Source organism: Brachybacterium sp. ACRRE (assembly GCF_022346485.1).
Classification (GTDB): domain Bacteria; phylum Actinomycetota; class Actinomycetes; order Actinomycetales; family Dermabacteraceae; genus Brachybacterium; species Brachybacterium halotolerans.
Genome location: NZ_JAKRMO010000012.1, coordinates 19,675 through 34,606, shown reverse-complemented (window position 1 = coordinate 34,606; position 14,932 = coordinate 19,675). Strand labels below are relative to the sequence as shown.

Sequence of the window (14,932 nt, the reverse complement as noted above, 5' to 3'; positions counted from 1 at the left end):
CGGGGTGATGGTCGGTGCTGTCGGCAGGTCGGGTGGCGGGCTCAGCGCACGGGGGCGGGCTCGTCGTCAGTCCGGTCCTCGTCGGCCTGGTCCCCGCGCGCCGGATCCCCGTCGGCCGACGGGCCCTCAGGATCCTCCTCGACCGCCGGGAAGTCCTCGTGCCAGTCGGTGGTGACGGCCGAGGCGAGGGCCCCGTCGGCCCCTCCCTGCGAGACGCGCAGGTACTCGAGGTGCGACTCGTAGAGGTCCAGGACGTCGGTGATCAGGTGCTCCGAGGAGTAGCCGTACACGTCGTAGCCGCGCGAGCCGGTCGCGGTGAAGACCTCGAGCCGGTAGTAGTCGTCGTCCTCGGGGGCGACGCGCACGGCGAAGGACGGCATGGGCTGGGCGACGGGGTGCACCTGGTAGACGAAGTCGTCGCATCCGGGCAGGCGCACGCGCAGCACGAGGCTGGGCACGGGATGGCCCTCGACGTCCTGCCTCTCGACGTCGACCTCGGCGCCGCCCTCGCGCATCTCGGAGGCGACCTCCTGCAGGGCCGGGGCGACGGTGCGCTCGAGGTAGCGCAGGGTCGCGCCGCGCTGCGGGTAGGACATGGAGCGGCGCAGTCGCGAGCGCCAGGAGCGCTCGGAGGCGCCGGAGCGGGCGACGAGGGTCGCCCGGAAGCTGTCGACCTGCTGGGTCTCGCTGCGCAGCGCGCGATACAGCGACACCATCACCAGGTACATGACGATCGAGAAGGGCACGCCGATCACGAGCGTCGCCCCCTGCAGGGTGGTGATCCCCCCGACCAGCAGCATCGCGAGGGTGAGCACGCCGGTGAGGACCGCCCAGAAAACGCGCATCCAGGTGGCGCCGTCCTGCTTCGGGTCCTCGATCACGGAGGTGAAGTTCGCGAGGACGAGCGCGCCGGAGTCGGCCGAGGTCACGTAGAACAGCAGGCCGGTGAGGGTCGCGAGGCCGATGAGCAGCGTCGCGCCCGGGTACTGGGCGAGCAGGTCGTAGAAGGCGCGCTCGGGTGTGGCCATCGCGACCTGCCCGAAGGCGTCGTCCCCGCCGATCACGAGCTCGAGGGCGCTGTTGCCGAACACCGAGATGAACAGGGCGATGAACAGGAACGGCACCACCAGCACGCCCAGGACGAACTGGCGCAGTGAGCGGCCGCGGGAGATCCGCGCGAGGAACAGGCCCACGAACGGCGCCCAGGCGATCCACCAGGCCCAGAAGAACAGGGTCCAGGTGCTCGACCAGGTGTCCGGCTGCTCCCACGCGAACGTGTCCAGGAGCATGCCCGGGAAGCGGGAGAGGAAGTCGCCGACGTTCATCACGAGGCCCTCGAGGATGCGGCGCGTGTTCCCGGTGGCGGCGATGTAGACGAGCAGCACGATCGCGAGGATCACGTTGAGCTCGGAGAGCCGGCGGATGCCCTTCTCGACGCCGCTCACGGTGGACACGGTCGCCATCAGCACGCTCAGCACGATGAGGCCGATCTGCGCGCCGACGCCCTCGGGCAGCCCGAAGAGCTGGTGCAGGCCGTAGTTCAGCTGCACCACGCCGATGCCCAGCGAGGTGGCGATCCCGAAGACGGTGCCCAGCACGGCGGCGATGTCGACCGTGTGCCCGGCCCAGCCGTCCATGCGCCGGCCGAACAGCGGGGAGAGCAGCGTGCGGATGCTCAGCGGCATGTTGCGCCGGTAGGCGAAGTAGGCGAAGGCCGCGCCCATCAGCGCGTACATCGCCCAGCCCACGGGCCCGTAGTGGAAGAGGGTCCAGACGATCGCCTGCCGGGCGGCCTCGATGTTCTGCCCGCCGCCCGTGGGCGGCTCGTAGTACTGGGAGATCGGCTCGGAGACCGAGAAGAACATGAGGTCGATGCCGATGCCCGCGGCGAACAGCATAGCCGTCCAGGTGAACAGGTTGAACTGGGGCCGGGCGTGGTCGGGGCCGAGCTTGACGGCGCCCGTGCGGCCGAGCGCCAGGAGGAGCACGAAGGCGACGACGATGCCCGCGGTGACGATGTAGTACCAGCCCAGGTTCTGGGAGGTCCAGGTGACGATCGCGCCGATGACCACCCCCGCCTGCGCGGGCGCCAGGATCGCCCAGAGCGCGACCGCGCCGATCAGGGCGGCGGAGCCGATGAGCACGGGGGGGTTCGCGCGGGGTCCGCGCGGTGCTCCCGGCGCCGGTGCGCTCGGGCCGCTCGGGACTGCGGCCGACGATGCGGCCGACGGGTCCGGCGTCGGCGGGGCCGTGGTGGTCGGGGTGCGGTCGGTGCCTGCTGTCATCTGCTCCTCGTCCTGCTGCGGGCGGTCGCGGATCCCGGCACCAGGACGCCGAGCGCCCAGGGCTCGCCGTCGATCCTCCAGCACCCTAGACGAGGCATCGGGCGGCAGCAGCGGCCCCTCGCAACCGGCTGACCGGTTGCGGCAGCCCTCGGGACAGACCTGCCGTCACCAGCACAGACCCCCGCTTTCCCGGGGTGCTCCGCGAGACGCGCGGAGCGGCCCGAACTCCCGGGAGCGACCCCGCGGATCGGGAGGCACGTCACAGCCCGTGTCCGTACGATGGACCGATGGAGACCTCACCCGCCCCTGAGGCCCTGCCCGCTCCCGACTCCGACGCGCCGCGATGGCAGCACGCGATCTGCTGGCAGGTCTACCCCCTGGGATTCTGCGGCGCCCCGCTGCACCGCGAGGACCTGGGTGCCGAGACCTACGGCGAGCGCCAGGGCGACAACGTGGTCCATCGGCTGGACCGCATCGTCGGCTGGCTCGACCACCTGCTCGCGCTCGGCGCGGACGTGCTGATCCTGAACCCGATCTTCGACTCCGTCTCACACGGCTACGACACCCTCGACCACCTGCGCGTGGACCCCCGGCTGGGCGACGAGGCGGACCTCGAGGCACTCATCGCGGCGTGCCGCGAGCGCGGCATCTCGCTCGTGCTCGACGGCGTCTTCAACCACGTCTCGCACCTGCATCCGCTGGTGCGGCGGGCGCTGGCCGATGGCCCCGACTCTCCCGCCGGCGCATGCATCCGCTGGTCCGGCGCCCATCCGTACGGTTTCGAGGGCAACGAGGACCTCGTCGAGCTGAACCTCGCCGAGCCCGCGGTCCAGGAGCGGATCGCCCAGGTGATGAACCTGTGGCTCGACCGCGGGATCGACGGCTGGCGGCTGGACGCCATGTACGCGGCAGGCCCCGAGGCCTGGGCGCCGATCCTGGACATGGTGCGGGCCGAGCACCCGGAGGCGTGGATCCTCGGCGAGGTCATCCACGGCGACTACCGCGCCTTCGCCGAGGCCTCCGAGGCGGACTCGATCACCCAGTACGAGCTGTGGAAGGCGATCTGGTCCTCGATCCGCGAGACGAACCTCTTCGAGCTCGCCCACGCGCTCGGCCGGCACGAGGCCTTCGTGCACGGTGCGGGCAGCAGCGACGACACAGGCGGCGGTGACGGCGCGGGCGGCGTCATGGGCTCGCCGTTCCTGCCGCTGACCTTCCTGGGCAACCACGACACCACGCGCATCGCCTCGCAGCTCGAGGACGGGCGTGACCTCGCGGTCGCGTTCGCCCTGCTCGCACTGCTGCCGGGCATCCCCGCGATCTATGCGGGCGACGAGCTGGGCGCCGTCGGCGCCAAGGAGGAGCGCGCGGGCGGCGACGACGCCGTGCGTCCCCTGTTCCCCGCCTCGCCCGACGCGCTGCGCTCGGGCATGGGGCCCGACGGCACATGGCACGGCGAGACCCCCGTCGGCGCCTCCCCCTCCCTCGCACTGCTCTCCCGCCCCGCCGCGCCGCGCATCTTCGAGGTGCATCAGCGCCTGCTCGGCCTGCGCCGCCGCGAGGGCTGGCTCGCGACCGCACGGGTCCGCGTGGACGAGGACTCGCTGACCAACGCGTCCGTGCGCATCGTGCTCGAGCCCAGCATGCCCGCGCCGTCCGACGGCCCCGCCTCGTCCGACCCGCCCGCCGCCCCGCGCTCCCTCGCCCTCTGGCTCAACCTCGGCGACGACCCCCTCGACCTGCCGAACGACGGTGAGGTCCTTGCGCAGGTCTCGGGCGCCGACATGCTCGACGCCGTCGGCCCCGCCGCTCCCGACACCGTCCCTCCGCACGGCGCGGCCGTGGCGCGGTGAGCGGTGCGGTGCGGTGCGGTGCGGTGCGGTGACGAGCCGACCCCCTTCGCCTCACACACCCCCTGCACCTGTCCAGCGTCGCGTCATAGGCTCGGCCCCATGAGCACCTCCACCGCGCTGAAGCCCGCCGAGTCCGTCCGCACCGCCCCCGTCGTCGCCACAGGTCTGCTGGGCGGCTGGATCACCGCGCGGGAGACGGGCATCCGCCCGCTCGGCGGCGTCGTCCTCGCCGCCGCGGGGGTCTACGCGGGCCGCACCTGGCTCGCCAAGCGCGGCGCCGGGGCCACCGCGGCGCTGAGCGCCCTGTACGTGCTGGGCTTCGGGCTCTCGCACCCGCTCGCGAAGAAGATCGGCCCCTGGCCGTCCGTGCTGGCCGTCGCCGGCGCGAGCGCGGGCGCCGCGGCGCTGCTCTCGGACGCGAAGCCCGCGCGGGACTGACCCGCGCCGAGCGGCCGCAGCGGCCGCACAGGACCGAGGGGCCACCCGCGACGCCGCGCCGTCGTCCGGCCCGACTCGACGTCCCGCTCCGATCCCGCCTCGATCACACCTCGGAATCCCCTGGTTTCCCACGTGATCGTTGACTAGGCTAAAGGGCCGGTCCGCACGAGGCTCCCGATGCCCTCGGAGCCCGCCGGACCGGCCCGCCCCGCATCCCGCCCCTTCTCAGCCCGGTGCCCCGACCCGTCGGAGCATCCGGGCTGGACCGTCCTCCCCGCCCGCTCCGCCTCCTCAGCCCGCGCCGCACTCCCCCGCCCATCACCGCACAGCGAGGTGCCGCCTCTTCATGATCGCGTCCATGGGCCGTCTCTGGCAGACGGTCCGCCCCATCCGCTTCCGCCTCTTCCTCGGACTCCTCAGTGCGCTCGTCGCCTCCACGAGCGCCCTGCTCATCCCGCAGGCCCTCGAATGGATCATCAACCGTCTGGACGCCGATCCGACCGCCGCCGCGGTGTGGACCGGCGGCGCGCTGGTGATGGGCATCGGGCTCCTCGAGGCCTCCCTCATCTGGTTGCGACGCATGTTCGCCGTCTCGCCCTCGACCACGGTCGAGAAGGAGATGCGCGTCAGCTTCTACCGCAAGGTCATCCACCTGCCCGTCGCCTTCCACGACGCCTGGGGATCCGGCCAGCTGCTCTCGCGCATGATGAGCGACATCAGCCTGATCCGCCGCTGGGTCGCCTTCGGCATGATCATGATCGTCACCGACGTGGTCACGATCATCGTCGGCATGGTGCTGCTGTTCCGCTCGAGCTCGCTGCTCGCGCTGATCTTCGTCTGCGCGGCGGTGCCGGTGTGCATCCTGGCCTTCCGTTTCAACCAGCGCTTCGCCTACCTCTCGCGCCTCTCGCAGGACCAGAACGGCGACCTCGCCACCACCATCGAGCAGTCGGTGCAGGGCATCCGCGTGCTCAAGGCCTTCGGCCGCGGCCCGACGGCCCTCGAGGGCTTCACCGCGCAGGCCGACGAGCTGCGCCGCACCGAGGTGAAGATGGCGACGGCCATGGCCACCTTCAACATGTTCATGTTCATGCTCCCCGAGCTCGCCCTCGGCCTCGCGCTGCTCCTGGGGCTGTACGAGACGGCGCACGGGAACATGACCGTGGGGCAGATGGCCTCCTACTTCGCGACCGCGACGATGGTCATCGGCCCGGTGCGGATGCTCGGCAACCACCTGGGCCAGGCGATCAACACGAACACGGCGCTCGACCGCCACTTCGAGGTCATGGACCTGTCCAACGACATCACCTCGCCCGAGAGCGCGGACGAGCCCGCCCTCGCCGGCTCGCGCGGCGACGTGCGCCTGACGGGTGTCCACTTCCGCTACGCCGACGCCCCCGCGCGGATCCCCGACGTCATCGACGGCGCCGACCTGCACATCCGCCCCGGGGAGACCATGGCGCTGGTGGGCGTCACCGGCAGCGGGAAGTCCACGCTGCTGCAGCTGATCCCCCGCCTCTACGACGTCACCGCCGGCCGCATCACGATCGACGGCGTCGACGTGCGCGACATGGACCTCGTGGACCTGCGCTCGCTGACGGCGGTCGCCTTCGAGGACGCCACCCTGTTCTCCGACACCGTGCGCGGCAACGTCATGCTCGGGGCCGACGAGACCCTCACCCCCGAGCAGTCCGAGGAGCTGCTGCACCTCGCGCTGCGCACGGCCGACGCGGGCTTCGCCCTCGACCTGCCCGACGGCCTGGACACCCGCATCGGCGAGGAGGGCATGAGCCTCTCCGGCGGCCAGCGCCAGCGCCTGGCGCTCGCCCGCGCGATCGCGGCGCGGCCCTCGGTGCTGCTGCTCGACGACCCGCTGTCGGCCCTGGACACGAAGACCGAGGAGCGGGTGACCGACCGTCTGCGCGAGGTGCTCGAGGGCACCACGACGCTGATCGTCGCCCACCGCACCTCGACGGTGGCCCTCGCCGATCGCGTCGCGCTCATCGACCACGGGGAGATCGTCGCGGTGGGCACCCACACCGACCTCATGCGCAGCTCCGCCCGTTACCGCTACGTGATCGCGAACCAGGAGGAGGAGGCCCGCAGCAACCAGGACATCGAGACCCTCACCGGGGAGCTCGATCTGCGGGAAGTCCAGGAGACCGCAGGGAAGGAGGGCGAGCGATGAGCGCCCCCGCACGCGAGGAGGACGAGGAGCAGCGCGTCCTCTCCCCCGAGGAGAACAGGCAGGCCCGGTCCCGCTCGCTGACCCTGCTGCGCGAGCTGCTGCACCCCGTGCGCGGCCAGTTCGCCGCCATGAGCGTGATGGTCGTGATCGCCCAGCTCGCGGTCGTCGCGGGCCCCGCGATCATCGCCTGGGGCATCGACAACGCCCTGACGCCGATGGTCGAGGGCAACCCCGCGCCAGCGCTCGGCGCCGCCGCCCTGCACCTGAGCTGCGCGATCGTCGGCGGCGTGCTGACCTTCGGGTACGTCCGCCAGGGCACCGTGGTCGGTGAGCGGATGCTGCTGAGCCTGCGCCGGAAGGTCTTCCGCTTCACCCAGAAGCAGGACCTCGAGTTCCACGAGCGCTACACCTCCGGCCGCATGGTCTCCCGCCAGACCTCCGACATGGAGGCCCTGCGCGAGCTCGTCGACTCCGGCGTCGACATCCTCGTCGGCTCCACCCTCTCGATGGTGTTCACGGTGATCCTCATCGTCACCATGGACTGGGTGACCGGCGTGGTCATGCTGCTGATGCTGATCCCCGGCGTCATGCTCACCAGCTGGTTCCAGAAGCGCTCGCGCGAGCAGTACCGCCAGATCCGCACCCATTCCGCGCGGCTCATCGTCCACTTCGTGGAGACCATGGGCGGCATCCGCGCCGTCCAGGCCTTCCGCAAGGAGCCGGCCGACGAGAAGCGCTTCGACGACCTCGCCCAGGACTATCGGGACGCCTCGCTGGCCTCGACGATGACCTTCGGCATCTACCAGCCGGCCCTGCGCATCCTCGCCAACGCGACGATCGCGGTGGTGCTGCTCGTGGGCGGCTTCCGCGTGCTCGGCGGCCACCTCGAGGTGGGGTCGCTGGTGGCGCTCGCGCTGTACTCGCGGCGCTTCTTCCAGCCCATCGACCAGCTCGCGAGCTTCTACAACACGCTGCAGAGCGGACTGTCGGCCCTCGAGAAGATCGCGACGCTGCTCGCGGAGTCGCCGAGCGTCAAGGAGTCCGAGCACCCCACGCCGATGCCGGCCTCCACCGGGCGCGTCGACTTCGAGGACGTCTCCTTCCGCTACACGGCCGACGGCCCCCTCGTGCTGAAGCCCCTGGACCTCCACATCCCTCCGGGGCAGACGATCGCCCTGGTGGGGCAGACGGGCGCGGGCAAGTCGACGGTCGCGAAGCTCATCAGCCGCTTCTACGACGCGACCGAGGGCGAGGTGCTGCTGGACGGCGTGGACCTGCGGGACATCTCCATGGAGGACCTCACGCGCAACATCGTCATGGTCACCCAGGAGGCCTACCTGTTCTCCGGGACGGTCGCGGACAACATCGAGCTGGGCATGCCCGGGGCCCCGCGCGAGGACATCGAGCGGGCGGCCCGCGCCATCGGCGCGGACGACTTCATCGAGAACCTCCCCGACGGCTACGACACCGACGTGAACAAGCGCGGCGGCCGCGTCTCCGCTGGCCAGCGGCAGCTGATCTCCTTCGCCCGCGCCTTCCTCGCCGATCCGCGCGTGCTGATCCTCGACGAGGCCACGAGCTCGCTGGACATCCCCAGCGAGCGCATGGTCCAGGAGGGGCTGACCAAGCTGCTCGGCGAGCGGACGGCGCTGATCATCGCCCACCGCCTCTCGACGGTGATGATCGCCGACCGGGTGCTCGTGGTCCACGGCGGCGAGGTCGTCGAGGACGGCTCCCCCGCCGAGCTCGTCGCCGCCGGCGGCCGCTTCGCCGCGCTCTACCAGGCCTGGCAGGAGTCCCTCTGACGGCACCCCTGGGCGATGTCGCGCAGACGACATCGCCCAGGGGGTGCCGGCTTCCGTTCCGGGTGCTATCTTCCGACATATCCCCGTCGGACCGGGTCCCCGCAGGACGATGACGCCCCGCGGCCCGTCAGATCCTCCAGAGGTCACCATGCATCTGCCCCTCCTCCAGCGCGCCCGATTCCAGGACGTCCGCGTCCGTCCCCTGCTCGCCCTCCTGCTGCTGCTCGCGCTCGTCGCGGGCCCGCTCGCGGTCGCCCCGTCGGCCGATGCGGCGACGAAGAAGCCGCTGGACATCGTGAAGATCGTCTACGACCCCGCGGGCCGCGACACCTGGAAGAACGGCCACCTGAACAAGGAGTACATCGTCCTGAAGAACACGGGGAAGAAGACCCTCTCGCTGACCGGGTACACGCTGCGCGACAACGGCCCGCAGCGCTTCCGCTTCCCCAAGGGCACCAAGATCAAGCCCGGCAAGACCCTCACGATCCGCTCGGGCAAGGGGAAGAACACCTCCTCCACCCTGTACTGGGGCACCAAGAGCTACATCTGGAACAACACCCACGACACCGCCCGGACGTACAACTCCAAGGGCAAGAAGCTCGAGTCCTGCGCGTACAAGAAGCTCACCAAGAAGGCGACGAAGAAGTACGTGCGCACCACCGCGACGACCGCCTACTGCTGACGCCGCCGGTCGCCCTGCGGCACCTGCACGCCCAGCCGGCGAGCAGGTGCCGCACGGGCCGGGCGATAGAGTGGGAGGGCTCCCGCGACCTCGGACCGCGCCGGCGGTGTGCGTCCGCTTCGCCCGAAGCCCCTGACCGCCCGTCGCTGCCGGTCCCGCGCAGCCGGCGCCCACGACCCCGGAGCCGCCCATGATCAACCTGGCGCTGGTCATCGGCCTGCTCGCCGTCACCGTCGTCTGCGTCGCCCTGGGCGAGCGCCTGCGGCTGCCCTATCCGATCCTCATGCTCCTGGCGAGCTCCGCGATCGCCTGCATCCCCGGTCTCCAGCACCTCGAGATCGACGAGGATCTGATCCTCCCCCTATTCCTGCCGCCGCTGCTGTTCGCGACCGCGCAGAAGACCGACTGGTCCGTCTTCCGCTTCCGCTGGCGCACCCTGCTGTTCCTCGCCGTCGGGCTCACGGCGACCACGGCCGTGCTCGTGGCGGGCGCCGTGTTCCTGCTCGTGCCGGCCGTGTCCTTCCCGCTCGCGCTCATGGTGGGCGCGATGGTCGCCCCTCCCGATCCGGTCGCGGTCGAGGCCGTCGCCGGCCCCGCGCGGATGCCGAGGCGGCTGCTGTCGATCCTGCAGACCGAGGGCCTGTTCAACGACGCCGTCGCCATCGTGCTGTTCACCGCCGCGCTGAGCGCGCTCACCGGCCCGGACACCCTGGGTGTGGGCCAGGGCGTGGGCCTCGTGCTGAACTTCTTCGTGGGCGCCGCGATCGCCGTCGCGATCGGCCTCGTGATCGGCTTCCTCTACCGCTTCGCCTCGCACCGCGTGACCACGACGGCCGCGCGCACCGCGATGAGCGTCGTGGTCCCCTTCGCCGCCTACATGCTCGCCGAGGAGCTGCACGCCTCCGGGGTGATCGCCGTGGTGGTCACCGCGCTGGAGACCCGCCGCCGCGCCCGCGCGGAGGACTCCGAGGCCAGGATCTCGCGCGCGACCTTCTGGGACGTGGCGAACCTGCTGGTCACCGGCCTCGCCTTCGGTCTGATGGGCATGCAGCTGCGCGACATCGTCGCGAACGAAGGCGCGGACGTGCTGCGCTATCTTCCCGTCGCGGCCGTGGCCTGCGTGATCGTGGTGGCGGTGCGACTGGTGGGCATGCTCCTCATCAAGCCGATCGTTCGCTTCGACGCCGGCGAGGTCCTCTCCCTCAAGGACTCCTCGGTCCTCACCTGGTGCGGGATGCGCGGCCTGGCGACCCTGGCCCTGGCCCTCGCGATCCCCACCTCGGGGGTCTCCGGGGCGGAGGCCGACGCCCGCAACATGATGGTGATCGTGGCCTGCTCGGTGCTGCTGGTGACCCTGGTGCCGACGGGCCTCGGGCTGGGCTGGCTGCTGCGCCTGCTCAAGCTCCAGGACGACGGCACGGTCGCCGACCAGGAGATCGCCGAGCTCACCCATCGTGCGCAGCGCGCCGCCCTGGGTGCGATCCACGAGCGCTTCGAGGAGACCGGCGAGCTCACCGAGGAGCAGATGCGCGCGGTGAAGAAGCGCTTCAAGGGTCTGCGCCAGGAGCTGGACTCCACGACGCAGGCGATGAGCGCGATCAACCCCGACGGCTCACCGGTGGACCCCGAGGCGCAGAAGGCCCTCGCCGCGCGGCGCAAGAAGATGAAGCGGGGGCGCGAGCTCATGGTCGCCGCGCAGACCGTGGGCCTGGACGCCGCGCGCGCCGAGGTGCTCCTGGCGCGATCGGAGCCCGGCATCGACCCCGAGGCGGCCGACGTGGTGCTGCGCCAGCTGGACCTGCAGATGCTCGCGGCCCCGCCCCGCATGCGCGCCCGCAAGCACTGACGAGCACCGACATCGGGGGGGGGGAGCTTTCCACCCCCGGGGCGGCTGCTTGCTGGACCCGCAACGGGCAAGCCGCGCTTCGATGTCGCTGGGTGAGGTCTCGAGCCCATATAGGCGTTGAGACCTCACCCAGCGACATCGAAGCTCCGGATGCACCCGGCGGCCCCAGCCCGGCACCGGCCCAGGCCCAGGCCCAGCCGGCCCCGGGTCGGACGTCAGCCCTCGGCGCCCTCGTGCACGCCGGGCTGGGGGATCGGCTCGAGGTCGCGCAGCTGCGTGACGTGGCGCGGCTCGAGCTCTTCGATCGAGTGCACCTGGAGCAGGCGCATGGTGCGGGCGACCTCCTCGGAGAGGATCTCGATGGTGCGGTCCACGCCCCGACGGCCGCCGGCCATGAGACCGTAGAGGTAGGCGCGGCCCACGAGCGTGAAGTCGGCACCCAGGGCCATCGCGGCGACCACGTCGGAGCCGTGCATGATGCCGGTGTCCACGATGATCTCCGTGGCCGAGCCGACCTCGCGCTTGACCTCGGGCAGCAGGTGGAAGGGCACGGGCGCGCGGTCGAGCTGGCGGCCGCCGTGGTTGGAGAGCACGATCGCGTCGACGCCCAGGTCGGCGAGCTTCTTCGCGTCCTCGACGTTCTGCACGCCCTTGATGGCGATCTTCCCGGGCCACATCGCGCGGATCTCGCGCAGGTCGTCGTAGTCGATCGACGGGTCCATCGCGGAGTCCAGCAGCTCGCCGACGGTGCCGCCCGTCGAGGTGAGCGAGGCGAACTCGAGCTTCGGGGTGGTCAGGAAGTCGATCCACCACCAGGGCCGCGGGATCGCGTTGATGACTACGCCGGGGGTGAGCTGCGGCGGGATCGAGAAGCCGTTCTTCTTGTCGCGCAGGCGAGCGCCCGCCACGGGGGTGTCGACGGTGAAGAAGAGGGTGTCGAAGCCGGCCTTGGCGGCGCGCTCGACCAGCCCGTAGGAGATCGACCGGTCCTTCATGACGTACAGCTGGTACCAGTTGCGCCCGTGCGGGTTCGTGGCGTGCACGTCCTCGATCGAGGTGGTGCCCAGGGTGGACAGCGTGAAGGGGATGCCCGCGGCGCCCGCGGCGCCCGAGCCGGCGATCTCGCCCTCGGTCTGCATGAGCCGGGTGAAGCCCGTGGGGGCGATGCCGAAGGGCTGCGCCGAGGGGCCGCCGAGGATCTCCACGCTCGGGTCGACGTGGGAGACGTCGGTGAGGATGCCGGGGTGGAACTCGACGTCCTCGAAGGCCTTGCGGGCACGGTGCATCGAGATCTCGCGCTCGGCGGCGCCGTCGGTGTAGTCGAAGGCCGCGGCCGGGGTGCGGCGCTTGGCGATCTTCCGCAGGTCGTAGATGGACTGCGCCTTCTCCAGTCGGGTCCCGGTGAAGTCGAGCGAGGGCTTGCGGAACTTCATCAGCTCGAAGATCTCTTCGGGCTTGGGGAACTGGCGGGTGACCATGGGGCCTCCTTGTGCGAGGTGCGGTGCCGGGGCATCGCGTGCGGATCTTTCCTGGACCTCGGGTCGACGACGGCGGCACGTCGCCGTCGGCCGGGCGGGCGGGGATCGGGAGGGCCGGCGGTGTGGGACACCGTCGGCCCGCCCTCTCAGCGTGTCACGAGTTCGAGCACGGGGACGCCGGGCGGGGTGAAGCCGAAGACCTGTCCGTAGAAGGACAGCGAGGACTCGGTCGCGCGGATGATGCTCTCGGCCTTGCGGAAGCCGTGCTGCTCGCCGTGGAACAGCAGGTAGGCGTGCGGAATGCCCTTGGCGGCGAGCGCGTCGCGGAACATCTCGGACTGGCTGGGCGGGACGATGCGGTCCTCGTCACCCTGCAGCAGCAGCACGGGGCACTCGAGCTCGTCGACGTGGCTGAGCGGGGCCCGCTCCGCGTAGAGGTCCTTCCGCTCGGGGTAGGGGCCGACGAGCCCGTCGATGTAGCGGGACTCGAAGTCGTGGGTGTCGCGGATGAAGTTCTCGAGCTCGGCGACCCCGAAGCTCGAGACGCCCGCGGAGAACGTGCTGGTGCGGGTCAGGCATGCGAGCGTGGTCCAACCGCCCGCGCTGCCGCCCTCGATGCCGAGGCGCCGGCCGTCGGCCAGTCCGGAGGCGACCAGGTGATCCATGACGGCGACGGTGTCGGCGACGTCGACCACGCCCCACTGGCCCTTGAGGCGATCGCGGTAGGCGCGCCCGTAGCCGGTGGAGCCGCCGTAGTTGACCTCGACAACGCCGATCCCGCGCGAGGTGTAGTAGGCGACCGGGAGGCTGAGCACGGGAGGCACGGCCGACGTGGGTCCGCCGTGCACGCGGGCGATGACGGGCGGGAGCTCGTCGGCCGGGCCCTCGATGCCGCTCTGGCGCGGAGCGAACCAGATCGCGTGGACGGTGCCGCCGTCGGGCAGCGGCACCTCGATCTCCTCGGCGCTCGGGAGGACATCGGGGTCGGGAGCGTCGTCCCGCGAGGAGCGCACCTGGCGGAGGGCGCCCATGTGCGGGGCCGCGAACCCGCCCTCGATGCGGGTGAGGTAGATGGCGGAGAAGCGGGCCGGGGAAGCGCCGAGCAGGACGAGGCCGCCGTCCTCGCACACGTCCATCCCGGCGATCGAGGTGAGCGGCAGGTCGAGGTCGACGACCTCCCCGCTCGAGATCGTGAGCATGCCCAGGGTCTCGCCGGCGTGCCCGTGGGCTGCGAGCACGTGATCGGCGTCGAGCACCGCGTACCACGTGGTGCCGAGCCCCCACATGGCGCCGCCGAACTCCTGCCGCGCGAAGGGCGAGTCCGCCGGGAGCACGGCGCGACTCCCGTCGGCCGCGGACCACACGCGCGGGTTCCACCAGCCGGACTCGTCGGAGACGAACATCAGGCGCTCGTCGTCGAGCCACTCGGGCTGCAGCACGGAGATCTCCCGGTCCCCCTCGGCCGCCCCGCCGGGCCCGCCGAAACTGCCAGGGCCGACGGGCCCGCTGGGGGCGCCGGCGACGATCTCGCCGGTCCCGGCGCTGCCGCCGATGAGCGGGGCGACATGCAGGAGCGTCCCGTCCCAGGGCATCTGCGGATGCTCCCAGCTGATCCAGGCGACGCGGGTGCCGTCGGGGCTGAGGCGTGGGTAGGCGACGAAGCGGGAGGCGGGGGTGACGCGGCGGATCGCGCCCGGGTCCACGGCGGCCGAGCCGTCCAGCGGGACCGCGGCGACGAAGCGCTCGATGTGCGGGGCGCCGTCGGGATCCGTGCGGGGCCCCTCGGCCCCGCCGGTGTGGTCCTCGCAGATCCACCAGACCTCGCGGGAGCCGTCGGCGAGGGTCACCGGGGTGGGGCAGGCCCATCGCAGCGAGGGCCCGTGGGCGGACTCGACCTCGGGGCCGACGGGGGTCAGGGGACGCGGCTCGCTGCCCTCGGTGAACGCATAGACCCGCTGGTCATCGAAGTTCACGAAGAGCACGAGGGGGGCGCGGAGGACGGCGGGGTCCTCGTCGACGAGGGCGTCCGGGATGGCGGCCCACGACCCTCCGCCGTACTCGTGCACGCGGGAGCGCGCGTTGAAGGGCGCGGGCAGCACGGTGACCGTCCCGGCGTCCTCGGGGGCCGGCGCGGGAGAGCGCCCACCCGCGCCGGTGGGCGTGGCGACGGGATCGGCGGTGCGCACGATCGCCTGCCGCCCGCCCTCGGCGGCGATGCCCTCGAGCCACCACAGCTGCTCGCCGACGAACACCGGGCCGCCCAGACGCGCTCCCCCGGTGGCGAGCTGCTGGGCGGTGATGGGCGAGGGCCAGGTGCCGTACGGGAGCGTCGTCGTCATGGGGCCAGGGTATGCCGG

General features: G+C 71.8%; 9 protein-coding genes. 6 read left to right on the top strand and 3 right to left on the bottom strand.

Annotated elements, in window-relative coordinates:
• Positions 1–41: 41 nt before the first annotated feature.
• The gene (gene betT, locus MHY49_RS05370; protein WP_239203054.1) at positions 42–2,285 is read right to left on the bottom strand and encodes a choline BCCT transporter BetT; all 2,244 of its coding nucleotides are present in this window, start codon (positions 2,283–2,285) and stop codon (positions 42–44) included.
• 287 nt (positions 2,286–2,572) lie between these two features.
• Here betT and MHY49_RS05365 point away from each other — a divergent pair, with 287 nt between their 5' ends.
• The 6 genes from MHY49_RS05365 to MHY49_RS05340 all read left to right on the top strand — a co-directional run bounded on the left by MHY49_RS05365 (position 2,573) and on the right by MHY49_RS05340 (position 11,097).
• Positions 2,573–4,138: an alpha-amylase family glycosyl hydrolase gene (locus MHY49_RS05365; protein ID WP_239203053.1), complete on the top strand. Its 1,566-nt coding sequence runs from the start codon at positions 2,573–2,575 to the stop codon at positions 4,136–4,138.
• Between the two features lie 99 nt (positions 4,139–4,237).
• Entirely contained in the window at positions 4,238–4,576 is a 339-nt protein-coding gene (locus MHY49_RS05360) for a hypothetical protein (RefSeq protein ID WP_239203052.1), read from the top strand.
• A gap of 346 nt (positions 4,577–4,922) precedes the next feature.
• Positions 4,923–6,764, top strand: a complete 1,842-nt coding sequence (locus MHY49_RS05355) for an ABC transporter ATP-binding protein (protein ID WP_239203051.1) — start codon at positions 4,923–4,925, stop codon at positions 6,762–6,764.
• Positions 6,761–8,569 carry an ABC transporter ATP-binding protein gene (locus tag MHY49_RS05350; RefSeq protein ID WP_228356567.1) on the top strand — a complete coding sequence of 603 codons (1,809 nt, stop codon included), beginning with the start codon at positions 6,761–6,763 and terminating at the stop codon, positions 8,567–8,569. Before MHY49_RS05355 ends, MHY49_RS05350 begins: the two co-directional genes overlap by 4 nt.
• A gap of 148 nt (positions 8,570–8,717) precedes the next feature.
• Entirely contained in the window at positions 8,718–9,251 is a 534-nt protein-coding gene (locus MHY49_RS05345; RefSeq protein ID WP_239203050.1) for a lamin tail domain-containing protein, read from the top strand.
• Between the two features lie 190 nt (positions 9,252–9,441).
• On the top strand, positions 9,442–11,097 hold the full coding sequence (locus MHY49_RS05340; protein ID WP_239203049.1) for a sodium:proton antiporter: 1,656 nt from the start codon (positions 9,442–9,444) through the stop codon (positions 11,095–11,097).
• Positions 11,098–11,312: 215 nt separating this feature from the next.
• Here MHY49_RS05340 and MHY49_RS05335 read toward each other — a convergent pair whose 3' ends face one another.
• Together MHY49_RS05335 and MHY49_RS05330 are read right to left on the bottom strand one after the other, a co-directional pair.
• Entirely contained in the window at positions 11,313–12,575 is a 1,263-nt protein-coding gene (locus MHY49_RS05335; protein WP_239203048.1) for an alpha-hydroxy acid oxidase, read from the bottom strand.
• 146 nt (positions 12,576–12,721) lie between these two features.
• Complete coding sequence (locus MHY49_RS05330) at positions 12,722–14,914, bottom strand: prolyl oligopeptidase family serine peptidase (protein WP_239203047.1); 2,193 nt, start codon at positions 14,912–14,914, stop codon at positions 12,722–12,724.
• Positions 14,915–14,932: the final 18 nt, after the last annotated feature.

What these genes read in the sequence shown, in the direction of transcription:
- betT (WP_239203054.1), bottom strand. Translation starts at nt 2,285, where the DNA reads ATGACAGCAGGCACCGACCGCACCCCGACCACCACGGCCCCGCCGACG.
- MHY49_RS05365 (WP_239203053.1), top strand. Translation starts at nt 2,573, where the DNA reads ATGGAGACCTCACCCGCCCCTGAGGCCCTGCCCGCTCCCGACTCCGAC.
- MHY49_RS05360 (WP_239203052.1), top strand. Translation starts at nt 4,238, where the DNA reads ATGAGCACCTCCACCGCGCTGAAGCCCGCCGAGTCCGTCCGCACCGCC.
- MHY49_RS05355 (WP_239203051.1), top strand. Translation starts at nt 4,923, where the DNA reads ATGATCGCGTCCATGGGCCGTCTCTGGCAGACGGTCCGCCCCATCCGC.
- MHY49_RS05350 (WP_228356567.1), top strand. Translation starts at nt 6,761, where the DNA reads ATGAGCGCCCCCGCACGCGAGGAGGACGAGGAGCAGCGCGTCCTCTCC.
- MHY49_RS05345 (WP_239203050.1), top strand. Translation starts at nt 8,718, where the DNA reads ATGCATCTGCCCCTCCTCCAGCGCGCCCGATTCCAGGACGTCCGCGTC.
- MHY49_RS05340 (WP_239203049.1), top strand. Translation starts at nt 9,442, where the DNA reads ATGATCAACCTGGCGCTGGTCATCGGCCTGCTCGCCGTCACCGTCGTC.
- MHY49_RS05335 (WP_239203048.1), bottom strand. Translation starts at nt 12,575, where the DNA reads ATGGTCACCCGCCAGTTCCCCAAGCCCGAAGAGATCTTCGAGCTGATG.
- MHY49_RS05330 (WP_239203047.1), bottom strand. Translation starts at nt 14,914, where the DNA reads ATGACGACGACGCTCCCGTACGGCACCTGGCCCTCGCCCATCACCGCC.